The organism is Burkholderia sp. AU32262, assembly GCF_020419985.1.
In the GTDB taxonomy this organism is placed as follows: Bacteria; Pseudomonadota; Gammaproteobacteria; order Burkholderiales; family Burkholderiaceae; genus Burkholderia; species Burkholderia semiarida.
The window spans coordinates 71361-86080 of record NZ_JAIZRS010000006.1; the positions used below are offsets into that span (position 1 = coordinate 71361).

General features: G+C 68.2%; 13 protein-coding genes and 1 pseudogene. 8 read left to right on the forward strand and 6 right to left on the reverse strand.

The window, feature by feature from the left end:
* Positions 1-95 precede the first annotated feature (95 nt).
* Positions 96-1781, forward strand: a complete 1686-nt coding sequence (locus tag LGN10_RS08955; RefSeq protein WP_226222911.1) for a purple acid phosphatase family protein — start codon at positions 96-98, stop codon at positions 1779-1781.
* Positions 1782-1907: 126 nt separating this feature from the next.
* On the opposite strand, the gene LGN10_RS08960 is transcribed toward LGN10_RS08955, so the two are convergent.
* Positions 1908-2192 carry a hypothetical protein gene (locus tag LGN10_RS08960; RefSeq protein ID WP_226222912.1) on the reverse strand — a complete coding sequence of 95 codons (285 nt, stop codon included), beginning with the start codon at positions 2190-2192 and terminating at the stop codon, positions 1908-1910.
* Positions 2193-2350: 158 nt separating this feature from the next.
* On the opposite strand from LGN10_RS08960, the gene yddG reads away from it, so the two are divergent.
* On the forward strand, positions 2351-3295 hold the full coding sequence (yddG, locus tag LGN10_RS08965) for an aromatic amino acid DMT transporter YddG (RefSeq protein ID WP_226222914.1): 945 nt from the start codon (positions 2351-2353) through the stop codon (positions 3293-3295).
* 66 nt (positions 3296-3361) lie between these two features.
* Here the strand turns inward: yddG and LGN10_RS08970 are convergent, their stop codons facing one another.
* Together LGN10_RS08970 and LGN10_RS08975 are read right to left on the reverse strand one after the other, a co-directional pair.
* Positions 3362-3994: a LysE family translocator gene (locus LGN10_RS08970; protein ID WP_226222921.1), complete on the reverse strand. Its 633-nt coding sequence runs from the start codon at positions 3992-3994 to the stop codon at positions 3362-3364.
* Between the two features lie 117 nt (positions 3995-4111).
* Positions 4112-5008: a LysR family transcriptional regulator gene (locus tag LGN10_RS08975; protein ID WP_226222923.1), complete on the reverse strand. Its 897-nt coding sequence runs from the start codon at positions 5006-5008 to the stop codon at positions 4112-4114.
* Between the two features lie 221 nt (positions 5009-5229).
* Between LGN10_RS08975 and LGN10_RS08980 the strand changes: the two genes are divergently transcribed.
* On the forward strand, positions 5230-5487 hold the full coding sequence (locus LGN10_RS08980; RefSeq protein WP_059585062.1) for a hypothetical protein: 258 nt from the start codon (positions 5230-5232) through the stop codon (positions 5485-5487).
* Positions 5488-5775: 288 nt separating this feature from the next.
* The gene (locus LGN10_RS08985; protein WP_059585061.1) at positions 5776-6075 is read left to right on the forward strand and encodes a DUF4148 domain-containing protein; all 300 of its coding nucleotides are present in this window, start codon (positions 5776-5778) and stop codon (positions 6073-6075) included.
* 83 nt (positions 6076-6158) lie between these two features.
* On the opposite strand, the gene LGN10_RS08990 is transcribed toward LGN10_RS08985, so the two are convergent.
* From LGN10_RS08990 to LGN10_RS09000, 3 genes and pseudogenes are all read right to left on the reverse strand, one after another.
* Positions 6159-7928, reverse strand: a complete 1770-nt coding sequence (locus LGN10_RS08990; protein ID WP_059585060.1) for a GGDEF domain-containing protein — start codon at positions 7926-7928, stop codon at positions 6159-6161.
* Entirely contained in the window at positions 7925-9055 is a 1131-nt protein-coding gene (locus tag LGN10_RS08995) for an ABC transporter substrate-binding protein (protein WP_059585059.1), read from the reverse strand. The genes LGN10_RS08990 and LGN10_RS08995 overlap by 4 nt, the downstream gene beginning before the upstream one ends.
* 159 nt (positions 9056-9214) lie before the next feature.
* Positions 9215-9935: pseudogene (locus LGN10_RS09000) on the reverse strand (FadR/GntR family transcriptional regulator).
* A gap of 269 nt (positions 9936-10204) precedes the next feature.
* On the opposite strand from LGN10_RS09000, the gene uxuA reads away from it, so the two are divergent.
* The 4 genes from uxuA to LGN10_RS09020 all read left to right on the forward strand — a co-directional run bounded on the left by uxuA (position 10205) and on the right by LGN10_RS09020 (position 14692).
* Positions 10205-11266 (forward strand): mannonate dehydratase, encoded by a 1062-nt coding sequence (gene uxuA, locus LGN10_RS09005; protein ID WP_226222925.1) that lies wholly within the window; start codon positions 10205-10207, stop codon positions 11264-11266.
* Between the two features lie 72 nt (positions 11267-11338).
* Complete coding sequence (locus LGN10_RS09010; protein ID WP_060009368.1) at positions 11339-12649, forward strand: MFS transporter; 1311 nt, start codon at positions 11339-11341, stop codon at positions 12647-12649.
* Between the two features lie 129 nt (positions 12650-12778).
* Entirely contained in the window at positions 12779-14212 is a 1434-nt protein-coding gene (locus tag LGN10_RS09015) for a PLP-dependent aminotransferase family protein (protein WP_226222927.1), read from the forward strand.
* A gap of 90 nt (positions 14213-14302) precedes the next feature.
* The gene (locus LGN10_RS09020) at positions 14303-14692 is read left to right on the forward strand and encodes a hypothetical protein (protein WP_226222928.1); all 390 of its coding nucleotides are present in this window, start codon (positions 14303-14305) and stop codon (positions 14690-14692) included.
* Positions 14693-14720 lie beyond the last annotated feature (28 nt).

Here is a 14720-nt window from a genome sequence, read left to right on the forward strand (position 1 = left end):
CCGGGATCCCGCTCGTTTCCGGCCCAGGCCCCGGCCGTGCTCGCGCATGGCCGCACGGTTCCCCACCTCGCGCCCCATCAACGAAAACACCGACCATGTCGAACCAGGACACTCTCCCTGACCAGCCGAACGAGCCGGCCGCCTCCGTGTCGCGTCGCGGCTTCCTGAAACTCGCCGGCGTCTCCGGCCTCGCCACCGCCGCCGGCGGGCTCGCGGCTGCCCGCGCCGGCGCGTCGAACCCGGACGGCACGCCCGAACAGGTTCACCTGACGTGGGGCAACGACCCGACGTCCGAAGTCGTGATCTCGTGGGCGTCGCTCGCGCCGGCCGTGAACCCGCGCGCGCGCATCGTCGCCGACGGCGAGCCGGCGCGCACCGTGCACGGCGTCCAGCGCCTGTACACCGACGGCCTGAACGGCGAAACGGTGTTCACGTACCACGCGCGCGTGCACGGGCTGAAGCCGGATACGCGCCACCGCTACGAGATCACGGCCGACAACGACAGCCATGCCGCGCAGCCGTTCTCCGCGAATTTCTCGACCGCGCCGCGCGGCCGCGCACCGTTTCGTTTCACGAGCTACGGCGACCTCGCGACGCCGAACGGCGCGTGGGTGCTGTCGTCGCCGCAGAGCCGCTTCGCGGTGCAGGCGGTCGAGCAGTTCCAGCCGCTGTTTCACCTGCTGAACGGCGACCTCTGCTACGCGAACCTGAACCCCGCGCACCAGCCCGACGTCTGGCGCGATTTCGGCAACAACAACCAGACGTCGGCCGCGAATCGCCCGTGGATGCCGTGCCCCGGCAACCACGAGATCGAATTCAACAACGGTCCGCAGGGGATCGACTCGTACCTCGCCCGCTACACGCTGCCGGAGAACGGCACGCACTTCCCGGGCCGCTGGTACAGCTTCCGCGTGAGCTCGGTGCTGTTCGTGTCGCTCGACGCCGACGACGTCGTGTACCAGGATGCCGCCGCGTTCGTCGGCGGCCCGGCGCCGCTCGTGCCGGCCGCGAGCACCGGCCGCCCGCCGATCGAGCCCGGTACGTCGTTCTATGTGCGCGGCTACAGCAACGGCGAGCAGACACGCTGGCTCGAACGCACGCTGCGGCACGCCGCGCATGACGACGACATCGACTGGATCGTCGTGCAGATGCACCAGGACGCGCTCAGTTCGTCGAAGACGGGCAACGGGTCCGACAAGGGCATTCGCGAAGCGTGGCTGCCGCTGTTCGACCGCTACGGCGTCGATCTCGTGCTGTGCGGCCACGATCACGACTACGAGCGCAGCTATCCGGTGCGCGGCTGCAATCACCGCGCGGGCGTCGATGCGAAGACCGGCGAAGTGGTCGAAACGCTGCAGCCGCGCCCGGTCGGCTCGAACGATCCCGGCCGCACGACGTTCGACACGAGCCACGGCACGATCCACCTGATCCTCGGCGGCGGCGGCACCAGCGCGCCGCTCGACGTGTACGGCGAAAACCCGTCGACCGGCTTCGCGCAGGCGAAGGTGTTCACGAAGCCGAACCGGCCGGTGCCGGGCACCGCGCCGAACACGTTCGTGCGCCAGCCGGCCGATGCGCTCGAGGATGCGATCTGGTCCGCGCGCCGCGATACGGGCACCAGCTACGGGATCGCGGTGTTCGACCACGATCCGGGCAAGCCGGGCGGCCACACGACGATCACGATGCGCTACTACCACGCGCCGGGCGCCGACCAGCAGCCAACCGCGCAATACGAACTGTTCGAGACGATCGAGCTGAGCAAGAAGCGGCACGAGCGGTGATCGCCGCGTCGGGCGCCCGCTGCGGCGGACGTCCGACGCGTTGCCGTCGAGAACGGAATACCCCGGCGCGAGTTAGACTGCCCGCCTCGCACACCGCCCCATGCAGATGAGTTTCGAATACCGCATTCACACGCCGCCTTCGGCCGCCGCATTCGATGCCATCGCCATGTGCCGCGACAAGCGCATGGCGACGTCGACGTCGATCCACACGAACGGCGGCTTGAAGTTCGCGATGCGGCCGGCGGCTGGCCGCTGATCGATCTGTCGATCGACGAAGCCGGTTTCCTCCTTGTCACCACGCTCGGCCCGATGCGAACGCGATGCTCGACTCGATCGACCCGCGTTGTCGGAAATTGGCGCACCGTGGCGCATCGACGACGCGTGATCGGTTCGCGCGACCGAATCCGTCATACATGCCCGTGCGGCTGCAACGCCGCAACGGCCGCGCCCCCGTAAAATGCGCGTTTCCGGCGGAACCTTCGCTTGGTACCGCTGCTCGCGACAACAGCACGCGCGAGCCGACCCGAATCATCCGAAATCGAATGGGCATGTTGAAACACGCAGCAAGCATGAAAGGCAAGAACCAGGCAACGCTCCTCGGGCTCGGCGCGGTGCTGTTATGGGCGTCGGTGGTCGCGCTCGTTCGCGGGGTCAGCGAAAGCCTCGGCGCGACCGGCGGCGCGGCGATGATCTATACGGTGGCGTCCGTGCTGCTGCTGTTCTCGATCGGCTTCCCCGACCTGAGCCGATTCCCGAAAAACTATCTGCTCTGGGGCGGGCTGCTGTTCGTGTCGTACGAGGTATGCCTGTCGCTGTCGATCGGCTATGCGCGCAACGGTCAGCAAGCGATCGAAGTCGCGATGGTCAACTATCTGTGGCCGAGCCTCACGCTGGTCGCCGCCATCGTGTTCAACAAGCAGCGCGCGAACCTGCTGGTCGTGCCGGGCGTCCTGCTGTCGATGCTCGGCATCTGCCGGGTGCTCGGCGGCGACCAGGGGCTCGATCCGGCCGGCATGCTGCGCAACGTCGCGGACAATCCGCTCAGCTACGGGCTGGCGTTCTTCGGCGCGCTGATCTGGGCCGGCTATTGCACGGTGACCGCGCGCCTCGCCGACGGCAGGAACGGCGTCACGCCATTCTTCATGCTGGTCGCCGCGGTGCTCTGGATCAAGTTCGCGATCGAAGGCGGCGGCGCCATGACGTTCAGCTGGCACGCGGTCGTGTATCTCGTGCTGGCCGCGTCGGCGCTCGGCTTCGGCTATGCGGCCTGGAACACCGGCATCATGCACGGCAACGTGACGATCATCGTCGGCGCATCGTACTTCACGCCGGTGCTCGCCGCTGCCCTCGCCGCGATGCTGCTCGATGCGCCGCTGTCCGCCGAATTCTGGCAAGGCGCGTCGATGGTGTGCGGCGGGTCGATCCTGTGCTGGCTCGCGACACGCGGCCGGCGTCGTGACAAGGCCAAGCCCGTGCGGACGAGCAAGCAGGCCGAGGGCAATTGCCACGGGTGACGATGGCCGGGGCATTGACGGCAGGCCGGATCGCGACCGGCCGTGCTCGGAGCCGCGTCCACCGCGCTAGCTTCGCGATTCGAGCGCGATCCGCATCGCCAGCCCGGCCAGCACCGTCCCCATCAGCCAGCGCTGAACCGCCGCCCAGAGCGGCCGCCCCGCGAGAAAGCCCGCGATCGAACCGGCCGCGCACGCGATCAGCGCGTTGACGCTGACGCTCACCGCGATCTGCACGCAGCCGAGCGCGAGCGATTGCGCGAGCACGCTGCCGTGCCCCGGCACGATGAACTGCGGCAGCAACGACAGGTACATCACCGCGATCTTCGGGTTCGCGAGGTTCGTGATGAAGCCCATCGCGAACAACCTGATGCGGCTGTCGTGCGGCAACTCCCTGACCTGAAACGCGGAGCGCCCGCCCGGCTTCAGCGCCTGCCACGCGAGGTAGGCGAGATACAGCGCGCCGGCAACGCGCAGCGCATCGTACGCATACGGCACGGTCATCACCAGCGCGGTGATGCCCACTGCCGCGCAGACCATGTAGAACACGAATCCCAGCGCGACGCCGCCGAGCGACACCAGCCCGGCGCGGCGGCCTTGGCAGATCGAGCGCGAAACCAGATAGATCATGTTCGGTCCGGGCGTCAGCACCATGCCGAGCGACACGAGTCCGAACGCAAACAGGGTGGGCAAGGCAGGCACGGCACGCTCCTTCAGGGCGACGATCACGAGGTGCGAACAATGTATTGCATCGCGGCCGTCGTCGGCATGAATAAACTGCAAGCGGCCCATGAGCGCCGTTCATCTTGCGGCCGGCCGCTACCTGCCCTTTTTCGCGCGCGTGCGAATCGTCTTTTCCGCTTTCGCACGTTGCGCGTCGACGAGCCGCACGAACGCGTCGGCGACCGCGTTGCCGGCGGTATTCCACGCCAGCCGCACGGACCGATGCAGCCGCGGCGACAGGGCCAGCACGCGGCCGCCGAACGGTGTGTACGTGAGCGTGATGCGCGGCACGATCGACACGCCCATGCCGGCTTCAGCCATCGACAGGATGGTGCGCATCTCGACCACGTTGAACGCCGCCCGAAGCGGCGCGCCGCCGCGCGCGAAGTAATCCGCGATCACCGGCCCGCACCCGGCCTTCGAGAAGATGAACGGCGCCGCGGCCAACTGCCTGGCCGACACGCTCTTGCGGCCGGCGAACATGTCGGCGGCCGCCACCGCGACGAAATCCTCGTCGAGCAGCGGCAGGTTGTGCGCGAACGTCTTCGTGCCGGCCACCACGCCGACGTCGGCCGTCCCGTCGTCGATCCACCCTTCGACTTCGCTGTCCGTGCCTTCGAGCAGCACCGCCGATACGCCCGGGTGCATCGCCTTCAACGCCTCGAGCGCGGGAACGACGAACGCCAGCGAGACGCTCGGCAGCGACGCGACCACCAGCTTTCCTTCGAGCTTGCCGCGCGCCAGGCTGAACTGCTGACGCAGCATCTGCGCTTCCCGCACCACGCTCTGCACATACGGCCACAGGCGTTCGCCGGCCGCCGTCAGGACGACCGGCTGCCGGTCGCGCCAGAGCAGCTTGATCTGCGTGATGTCCTCCAGCTCCGTCAGCGCGTGGCTGATCGCGGATTGGCTGCGGCTGAGCCGGTCTGCCGCGGCCGTCAGCGAGCCGAGCTCCACCACCGCAGCCAGGGCCTGCAACTGGGCAAGCGTCATCGGGTTTCCTTGTTCGAGGGCATGTATTCTGTGCATGGTATGCCGCGTTCTCTTGAATTATATTGAACCGGCCCTGCGGTCAGGCAGCGGACAGCCACGCGTCGCCACGCCGCACCATTCGATGATGCACTTCAATCCGACTGAACGACTGCCACGCCCGGCGCCGCCGGCGTCCGGCACCACGTCCTGCTTCATTCCCGAAGACGCGCTAGACTAGCCGGATGGAACAATGCCGTTATTGCCTGAGAATCCGCGATGAATGGGATTGCCACGGCGACGAATGCCGCCGGGCAATCGCCAAGGCGCTGCGCCGGCAGCGCGCGGGCCTGCCGATGGTCCCCGATCGCATCCGCAACGAGTTGCCGTCCGGCGCGCCGACCCAGCAAGTGATCGCGGTCCTGTCGCGCCAGCGGCTGCGCGCGCGTCGCGGCAACGAGGAGCGCCGCGAGCGCAAGGAAATCGACGACGACGGGGTCTGAGCCGGCACCCTGGCGCGAGCCGTGCCGCCGCGCGACGGTCGCCGGCCCTTCGACGCCCGGGCGCCCGCGCCCGCGCGACATCCCGCCCTTTCACTCTCCCGCCACTCCGTTCAATCCCCGTAATACAGCGTGGGGACAGAAGGGGTTCGGTCGCGGCATTGTTACCGCGAAAGCAACGATCTTTCACTCAAATTCACGTTTACCCTAGGTGACCCCGCGCCTACGATGTATTCAACCGCTGACGACATGGCGTCGAACGCGGAAAGCCAATAAACACCGGAGGTCATCATGAAATCGCTCGTTTCCGCAGTCGCAGCCGCCGTCGCCCTGTCCGCCTCGTTCGGCGCATTCGCACAAAGCACCGTGACCCGTGCCCAGGTGCGCAATGAACTGGTCCAGCTCGAAAACGCCGGCTACAAGCCGAGCCAGTCGAGCCCGTACTACCCGGCCGACGTCCAGGCCGCGGAAGCCCGCGTGCGCGGCGTCGACAACAGCGGCTTCGGTTCGCAACCGGCCGCGACCGGCGAGAGCGGCGCACCGGCCGTGCGGGTGCAAAGCCGGCACGACTCGGTCTACTTCGGCCATTAAGCGCGCCGCCGCGCGCCCTGCGCGCGCAGCCCGCACGGCGAAGAGCCCGTCCCGCGACGGGCTCTTCGCGTTTCGGCCCGCCGTCAGCGGCCGCCCGACGCGACGCGGCCGGTCTCGTCCGGCGCGCTGCCCCGAATCAGATCCTGGTAGCGCACGCATGCGCGCTGCGCGGACGCCTTGGCCGCGTACATCGCCGCGTCGGCCTTGACGAGCAGTTCCTCGGCCGACGCGCCGTCCGCGGGGAACTCGCTGACACCGATGCTCGCCCCGACGGCCACGCGCCGTTCGTCGAACTCCAGTTCCTCGGCCATCACGATCTGGATGCGCGTCGCGACATCGCCGATCACCGCCGGCGAATGCACGTCCGAGAGCAGCACGATGAATTCGTCGCCGCCCAGCCGGGCCACCATGTCGCCGCTGCGCAGCACGTGGGTCAACCGCTTCGCAACGGTGACCAGCGTGCGATCGCCGGCCGAGTGTCCGAGCTGGTCGTTGATCTGCTTGAACCCGTCCAGGTCGACGAACATGACGGCCAGCCCTTCGCGTACCGCGGCCGCGTGCCGGATCGCGGCGTCCAGATGCTCCATGAACAGCATACGGTTCGGCAGCGCGGTCAGCGGATCGTGGCCGGCGAGATGCGTGAGCTCCTGCTGCTTCGCGCGCAGCATCGCGACCTGCGTGCGGATCTCGACGCGCATGCTTTCGAAACAGCGCGCGAGCACGCCGATCTCGTCGGCACGCTCGACCGGCAGCCGCTCGGCGGCCGGATCGTCGAACACATGCGTCGCCGCGCGCGCAAGCGTCTGCAACGGCCGCGTGATCGCACGCGCGAACAGGATCGCAAGGATCACCGCGAGCATGCTCGATACGAGCACCATCCTGACGATCCGTTCGCCCAGCATGCCGGCCGGCGCGAGCACGTCGCCCAGCGGGCGGGCCATCCCGAGCACGACGAAGCGGTTGCCGTCGTCGTGCCCGAACGGCGTACGCACGAACGCGAACATCTGGCCCGGCGCCTCGTCGGGCTGCGCGAGGCCGTTGAGCGTCACGTTCGTGCGCGCACTGTCGAACAGCGCGCGCGTGGCCGCGAAGCGATCCTGCATCAGCACGCGCCGGCCGCGATCGAAGCCGAACGTCTGTGACGAATCGGGATGCACGAGAAAGTCGCCCCACTCGTTCGCGAGATAGACCCCGTAGTCTCGCGGCAAGTCGCGTTCGAGCCGGTCGAACACGCGCGACAGCTCGACGTCGACGACGAGCGCGCCGACCGTCTGGCCCGACGCGTCGACCACCGGCGTCCCCACGCGCAGGATCGGCAGCCCTTGCGCCGCATGCGCGCCCGTCTCGTGATTGATCGCGATCGGCGACAGGTAGATATGACCGGGCGCCATCGCGAGCGTATCGAATACGTAGGAAAACTGTCCTTTCTCCTGGAATACGCTTTCGGGCAGCACGACGATGCCGCGCGCATCACGATCGAGGCGAATGCGTTCGATCCCGAAATGCCCGCTCGCGATCAGGCGGATCTGCAGGTATTCCGGATGATTCCTCATGAAGCTGTAATACACCTGCTCGAGCCGCATGCGGCTCGCGTTGTCCGGGTGGTCGGTGCCCGCGACGAACGCGGACGACGGCAACTGCGCGAGCACGAGCGCATCGTCGGCCACGTCGGCGAGCGCGGTCGTGAAGCGCTGGCCGAGCAATTGCGTCGACATCAGCAGGCTGTGCTGCGCTTCCTGCACGAGCATCGCGCGGTTGGCGCGATACGCGTAGTAGCCGGTCGTGCCGGACGCGATCACGCCGATGCATGCGAACAGCACCGACAGCTTCGACGTGAGCCCGAGCCGGATCATTTTCCGAACTGCTCCGGCCGGTCGCCCGACACGATGCGGCTCCACAGCGATTCGCGGCGCGCGATGTCCTCCACGGGCTGAATCCAGACGAGATGCTGGCGCCCGGTCTCCACGCCGCGAGGCGGCTCGAGCGTGTTCGCGAGACCCTGGCGCTCGGTGAGCAGCGTGCCGATCGCCGGTTCGAGCATGTAGTTGATCCACGCGAACGCGAGCTGGGGACGTTGCGCGCCGCGCGTGACGGCCCAGCAGTCGAGCCATGCCAGCGCGCCTTCGTCCGGGATCACGTAGCCGACGTCCGCGCCGGCGCGACGCAACTGCTCGACCTGCTGCGTGCCGTAGTTGCCGAACATCAGCGCTGCGCGATGCTGGACAAAGAGCGCGGTCGCCTCCTCGGGCAGCGTGTAGTACGTCAGCAGGTTGCGGCGCAGGTCGATCAGCTTGCGGGCGACGGCAAGCGTCTGCGCAGGCGACAGGCGGAACGGGTCGGGATAGCCGAGCGCCAGCGCCGTAAACGAGAAATTGTGCTGCGCGCTGTTGAAGTCGAGCACCTTGCCGCGATAGCGCGGATTCCACAACTCGCGCATCGAGCGCGGCGCGGCCGGCACCTGCTTGCGGTCGTAGATCAGCCCCATCGACGAATACGTGAACGGAATCGCGTAGGACGCGCCGTCCTGCACGAGGCCGCCGATCGTCGCGAGCTGCTGGAAATTCGGCAACTGCCGCCGCCGGTTCGGGACGCGCGGCAGGTCGATCGGTGCGAGCAGGTGTTCGTGCGCATAGCGCTGGATCTCGGCCGTATTCGCGGCCAGCACGTCGTACGGGGGCGGCGATGCGCTGTGCATGCGCGCCCACAGCGCTTCGTCGGAATCGACCAGCGTCACCTCGACGCGCACATGAAACTGCGCCTCGAATGCGCTGACGATATCGCTGTCGGCATAACCGGGCCACGCCAGCACGCGCAGCACGTTGTCGTTGGCGGTTTCGGGAGAGGCGGCGAAGGTGGGCGGCACGGGCGCCAGCAAGCCCAGCGTCAATATGACGAGCAGCGCGCGCACGGCGCCGCGTGCGCGCCTGGGTGCGCCAATTCCGCTGATCAATGGGACCCCGTGTGAATCGCCCGGCTGCATTCGACTGTCCTTTTTCGAGTCGATGCGATATCCCGCAACGAGACCATAAAACGCACGGTCGCGCAATTGGAACAAGCCGCACACGGCGCGCGTTCGCGGGCCGCGGACGGCAAATGCGACGCGATTACACAGGCCCGTGTCGGGTCGCGAAGACGAACGTCAGCGCCAGGCCTGCGTGAATTCCGCGATCACGCGCGACAGGTGCGCGCGCATCGCGTCGCGCGCACCGTTCGCGTCGCGCGCCATGATCGTCGCGAAGATGCGCTGGTGATCGTCCTGCGACGCCTCGCGCAGCGCGGTCGAGTGAAAGTGCTCCTCGATCTTGTCCCACAGCGGATCGCTGCGCGCACAATCCCACATCGCCGTGACCATGTGCAGCAGCACCGTGTTGCCGGTCGATTCCGCGATTCGCAGATGGAACTGGCGATCGGCGGCGTCATAGGCGGCCTTGTCGTTCATCTGCTCGCGCATCGTCGTCAGCGAGAAAAACAGGCGGTCGAGATCGGCATCCTTGCGTTCGGTCGCCGCGAGCGCCGCGACTTCCGCCTCGATCAGCCCGCGCGCGCAGCGTCTCGATCGGCCCCGGGCCGCGCGGTACTTCGAACGTCACAGGCCGCGCGGCATCGGCCGCCGACACATAGATGCCCGAGCCGATCCGCACCTCGACGATTCCCTGCACCTCGAGCGCGATGATCGCCTCGCGCACCTGCGTGCGGCTCACGCCGAACTGGTCGGCCAGGCTGCGCTCCGACGGCAGCCGCGCGCCGGCTTCGAACGCGCCGGCGGCCACCATCGCGTGAATCTGCCGCGCGAGGCCGATATAGGAGCGGTCCGCGGCATCGGTGTCGCGGCTGGCGGGCAGGCTGGAAAGATCGGTCATCGGAAGGCTCGCAACAGGCTGGCCGGCGCCGCTGCGGCGCCGGATCGTCAAAATGGTACACCAATTTGTACGACACACCCGGTTCGACCGTTGGCGGGCCTTGTCTGGCGCTTCCGGAAACGTCACACGGGCCAGCGTTCGCCCGAACAACTGGTAAACCACTATCCCGCACAACTGGCATACCAATCATAATCCGCATACCGACGACGGGCCGGCACGCCGCCGCCCCGGCCGTCCGACGCATGAACCGCCAGCCAGGAGCCGCTCCAGTGAAGATGTCTTTCCGTTGGTACGGCGAGTCCGATCCGGTCTCGCTGCAATACATCCGCCAGATCCCCGGCGTCACGCATATCGTGTCCGCGATCTACGACGAACCGGTGGGCGAGGTCTGGCCCGCGCACAAGATCGAAGCGCTGAAGGCGACGATCGAACGCGCCGGCCTGCAGTTCGACGTCGTCGAGTCGGTGCCCGTGCACGAGGACATCAAGCTCGGCAAGCCGGGCCGCGACCGCCTGATCGACCACTACCGGCAGACGATCCGCCATCTCGGCGCGGCCGGCATCCGCGTCGTCTGCTACAACTTCATGCCCGTGTTCGACTGGACGCGCACCGAGCTGTCGAAGACGCTCGACGACGGTTCGACCTGCCTCGCATTCAGCACCGACGCGGTCGACCGGATCGATCCGAACGACGGCATCGCGTTGCCCGGCTGGGATTCGAGCTACCGGCCCGAACAGTTGCAGGCGCTGCTCGCCGACTACCGCGACGTCGACGAGCACACGCTGTGGGCCAGCCTCGAATACTTCCTGAAGGCGATCATTCCGGTCGCCGAGGAAGCCGGCGTGAAGATGGCGATCCACCCCGACGATCCGCCGCGACCGATCTTCGGGCTACCGCGCATCGTGAAGAACCGCGACGATCTCGCGCGGATCGTGCGCCTCGTCGATTCCCCCGCGAACGGCTTGACGCTGTGCTCGGGCTCGCTCGGCGCGGGCCCCGAGAACGACGTCGAAGCGCTCGTGCGCGAGTTCGGCGCGATGGGCCGCATCCATTTCGCGCACATCCGCAACGTGAAGGTCGATGCGAACGGCGATTTCGAGGAAACCGCGCATCTGTCGAGCTGCGGCTCGCTCGACATCGCCGCGATCGTGAAGGCGTACCACGACACCGGCTTCACCGGCTACGTGCGCCCCGACCATGGCCGCATGATCTGGGGCGAAACGGGCAAGCCCGGCTACGGCCTCTACGACCGAGCGCTCGGCGCGGTCTACCTGAACGGCCTGTGGGAAGCGCTGACGAAGTTCGACCGCGCACCGCAAGCGTCGCGGTAATCCGCCTTTCGAGGCGGCCGGCGCAGCGGATCGCCGGTCGCCCGCCACGACATTCCGCACGGAGACACCTGCATGCCACGCATCCGATGGGCCATGATCCTGATGTGCTTCCTGGCCAACGTCATCAACTTCATCGATCGCGCGAACCTCGCGATCGCCGCACCCAGCATCCGTGCCGATCTCGGCCTCGACGCGGTCGGCATGGGGCTCGTGCTGAGCGCGTTCTTCTGGACCTATGCGTTCCTGCAATTGCCGGCCGGCTGGTTCATCGACAAGGTCGGCGTGCGCGTTAGCCTCGCGCTGGCCGTCGGCTGGTGGTCGGTGTTCACCGTCGCGACGGGCGCCGCGCGCGGCCTCGCGCAACTGGTCGGCGTACGGCTGATGCTCGGCGTCGGCGAAGCGGCCGCGATCCCTTCGTTCGCGAAGGTCGCGTTCAACTGGTTCCCGCGCAGCGAGCGCGGGCTGGCCAGCAGCATCTTCGACAGCGGCTCGCGCGTCGGCTCGGCGTTGTCGCTGCCGCTCGTCGCGTGGCTGATCTCGCTGGTCGGCTGGCGCGGGTCGTTCGTGATCACGGGCGGCATCGGCATCGTATGGGCGCTGGCGTGGTGGTTCGTCTATCGCGATCCGGAACGCTATCGCGCGATCGCGCCGGACGCCGTCGACGCGCTGCTCGCGCAACGCGGCGCGCCGACGGTTGCGGCCGCAACCGACGGCCCGAAGGTGTCGTGGCTCGACCTGTTCCGCTACCGCACCGTGTGGGGAATGATGATCGGCCTGTTCTGCCTGAACTTCGCGATCTACTTCTTCATCACGTGGTTCCCGAGCTACCTGCTGCAGTCGCGCGGCTTCTCGCTCGCGTCGCTCGGCACGTGGGGCATGCTGCCCGCGCTGCTCGCGATTCCCGGCGGCTGGCTCGGCGGCTACGTGTCGGACAGCCTGTTCCGCCGCGGCTGGAGCGCCACCGCCGCGCGCAAGACCTGCCTCGTGTTCGGCATGCTGCTGTCGTCGTCGATCGCGCTGTCCGCGTTCGTCGAAAACGACTGGGCCTGCCTCGGCCTGTTCGCACTCGCGTATGCCAGCCTGTCGTTCGCCGGCGCCAACGTGTGGACGCTCGTCGGCGAAGTCGCGCCGACGCCCGCGCACGTCGCCTCGCTCGGCGGCATCCAGAACTTCGCGGGCAATCTCGCGGGCATCTTCATCACGACCTTCACCGGCGTGATGCTGTCGATCACGAAAGGCTCGTTCGTGGTGCCGCTCGCGGTGGCCGGCGCGCTGTGCGTGGTCGGTGCACTGTCGTACCTGTTCGTGGTCGGCAAGGTCGAGCCGTTGCCGCCGCTGCGGCGCGGCGGCAGCGGGCGCAACGCCGAGCCGAACGCGGCCTGACGCCGCGGGACGGCGCGGCCGGAACAGCCGCGCTTTCCTTTTCGGGCCGCGCATCGGACAATGGGCCGCGCCCGCCGGCGCGGCGCCGCTGCGGCCCGTGCACGGCGGCGACGCGCTCCGCCCACGCCGATGAAACGCTACGAAACCCTCGCCCATACGATCGCCGACGACATCCGCAACGGCAACCTCGCCGTCGGCACGCGCCTGCCGTCGCTGCGGCAGATCATCGCGCAGCATGGCGTGAGCCAGTCGACGGTGTTTCGCGCGTATTACCTGCTCGAACAGTGGGGGTTGATCCGCGCGCGCGAACGCTCCGGCTACTACGTCGCGCCGGGCGCGCAACCGGCCGCGAGCCCGGCGGCGAAGCGCCGTACGCGCCGCGTCGGCGCCACGCGCAAGGTCGACATCAGCAACCTCGTGTTCTCCGTGCTCGATGCGGCCACGCAGCCGGGCATCGTGCCGCTCGGGTCCGCGTTCCCGGCGCCGCAACTGTTTCCGCTGCCGCGTCTGGCGAAGTCGCTCGCGCAAGCTGCGCGGCTCGTGAGCCCGTGGAGCACCGTCGTCGACCTGCCGCCCGGCAGCGAAGCGCTGCGCCAACAGATCGCGCGGCGCTATCTCGCCACCGGCATCTCGCAGCCGATCGACGAAATCGTCGTCACGAACGGCGCACTCGAAGCACTGAACCTGTGCCTGATGGCCGTCACGCGGCCCGGCGACGTCGTCGCCGTCGAAGCGCCCGGCTTCTATGCGGCGCTGCAGGCGATCGAGCGGCTCGACCTGCGCGCGGTCGAGATTCCCGTCGATCCGCGCACGGGCCTCGATCTCGATGCGCTCGCGAACGCGCTCGACCGGCACGACATCCGCGCGTGCTGGTTCATGACCAATTTCCAGAATCCGACCGGCGTCACGCTGTCCACCGAAAAAAAGCGCGCGCTCGTCGACTTGCTCGCGGCGCGCGAGGTGCCGCTGATCGAGGACGACGTGTACGGCGAGCTGCATTTCGGCCCGGACTACCCGCTGCCCGCGCGCGCGTTCGACCGTCATGGCCTCGTGATGCACTGCAGTTCGTTCTCGAAGACGCTCGCGCCCGGCTACCGGATCGGCTGGGCCGCCGCCGGCCGGTTCGCGGAGAAGGTGCAGCGGCTCAAGCTGATGACGACGCTGTCGGCCAGCATTCCGGCACAGGCCGGCATCGCGAACTATCTCGAGCACGGCGGCTACGACCGGCACCTGCGCAAGCTGCGCGGCGCGCTGCACGCGCAGCTCGACCGGATGGACGACGCGCTGCGGCGCTGGCTGCCGGCCGGCGTCGAATGGGTACGGCCCGACGGCGGGTATTTTCTGTGGCTCGCGTTTCCCGACGCGATCGACGCGATGGAACTGCATCGCCAGGCGATCGCTCGCGGCATCAGCTTCGCGCCGGGGCCGCTCTTTTCGGCCGCGCACGGCTTCGAGCGCTGCGTGCGCGTGAACTTCGGCCACCCGTGGAGCCGCGACATCGAACGCGCGATCCGCGTGCTCGGCGAACTGGTCGCGCAGCCGCCGGTGCGCAAGGCAGGCTGATCGCACACGATGCGCGGGGCGCGTCACGGCCATGCAGCCAGGCCGCACGCGGGTTACATTGCAGGTCCTGCCGCCCTTTCCCGATTGCCCATGAGCCCACTGCCTTACGTCGATCACGACGCGCTGCTGAAACTGACGGCCGAAGCCGCGCATGTCACGCAGCCGTGCGCATGCACGAGGACCTCGCTCGCCGGCTGGACGACCCTGCCGCTGTCGCTGCCGGACACGCAACTGACCGAAGTGGCCACGCTCGTCGCGCCGGGCGAGGCCGAGCCGACCTATGCGGAATATCATCCGGCCGGCACGCGCTACGCATCGGACGACGCACCGATCGCGCCGCGCCATTTCCCGTACAACCGCTGCACCGTCAGCCGCTGCCGCGCGTGCGGCCGCCTGTTCCTGCGCTACCAGGAAGGCGGCGGCTACTTCATCGACCAGCGCATCCGCGCGCTCGATCCGGCGCTCGTCGTCGACGCTTGACCTCGGAACGCGATGAACCGCAAGCAAA

Excerpts from the sequence above, each read along its gene's own strand:
- LGN10_RS08955 (WP_226222911.1), top strand. The coding sequence starts at position 96 with ATGTCGAACCAGGACACTCTCCCTGACCAGCCGAACGAGCCGGCCGCC.
- LGN10_RS08960 (WP_226222912.1), bottom strand. The coding sequence starts at position 2,192 with ATGACGGATTCGGTCGCGCGAACCGATCACGCGTCGTCGATGCGCCAC.
- yddG (WP_226222914.1), top strand. The coding sequence starts at position 2,351 with ATGAAAGGCAAGAACCAGGCAACGCTCCTCGGGCTCGGCGCGGTGCTG.
- LGN10_RS08975 (WP_226222923.1), bottom strand. The coding sequence starts at position 5,008 with ATGACGCTTGCCCAGTTGCAGGCCCTGGCTGCGGTGGTGGAGCTCGGC.
- LGN10_RS08980 (WP_059585062.1), top strand. The coding sequence starts at position 5,230 with ATGGAACAATGCCGTTATTGCCTGAGAATCCGCGATGAATGGGATTGC.
- LGN10_RS08985 (WP_059585061.1), top strand. The coding sequence starts at position 5,776 with ATGAAATCGCTCGTTTCCGCAGTCGCAGCCGCCGTCGCCCTGTCCGCC.
- LGN10_RS08990 (WP_059585060.1), bottom strand. The coding sequence starts at position 7,928 with ATGATCCGGCTCGGGCTCACGTCGAAGCTGTCGGTGCTGTTCGCATGC.
- LGN10_RS08995 (WP_059585059.1), bottom strand. The coding sequence starts at position 9,055 with ATGCAGCCGGGCGATTCACACGGGGTCCCATTGATCAGCGGAATTGGC.
- LGN10_RS09010 (WP_060009368.1), top strand. The coding sequence starts at position 11,339 with ATGCCACGCATCCGATGGGCCATGATCCTGATGTGCTTCCTGGCCAAC.
- LGN10_RS09015 (WP_226222927.1), top strand. The coding sequence starts at position 12,779 with ATGAAACGCTACGAAACCCTCGCCCATACGATCGCCGACGACATCCGC.
- LGN10_RS09020 (WP_226222928.1), top strand. The coding sequence starts at position 14,303 with ATGAGCCCACTGCCTTACGTCGATCACGACGCGCTGCTGAAACTGACG.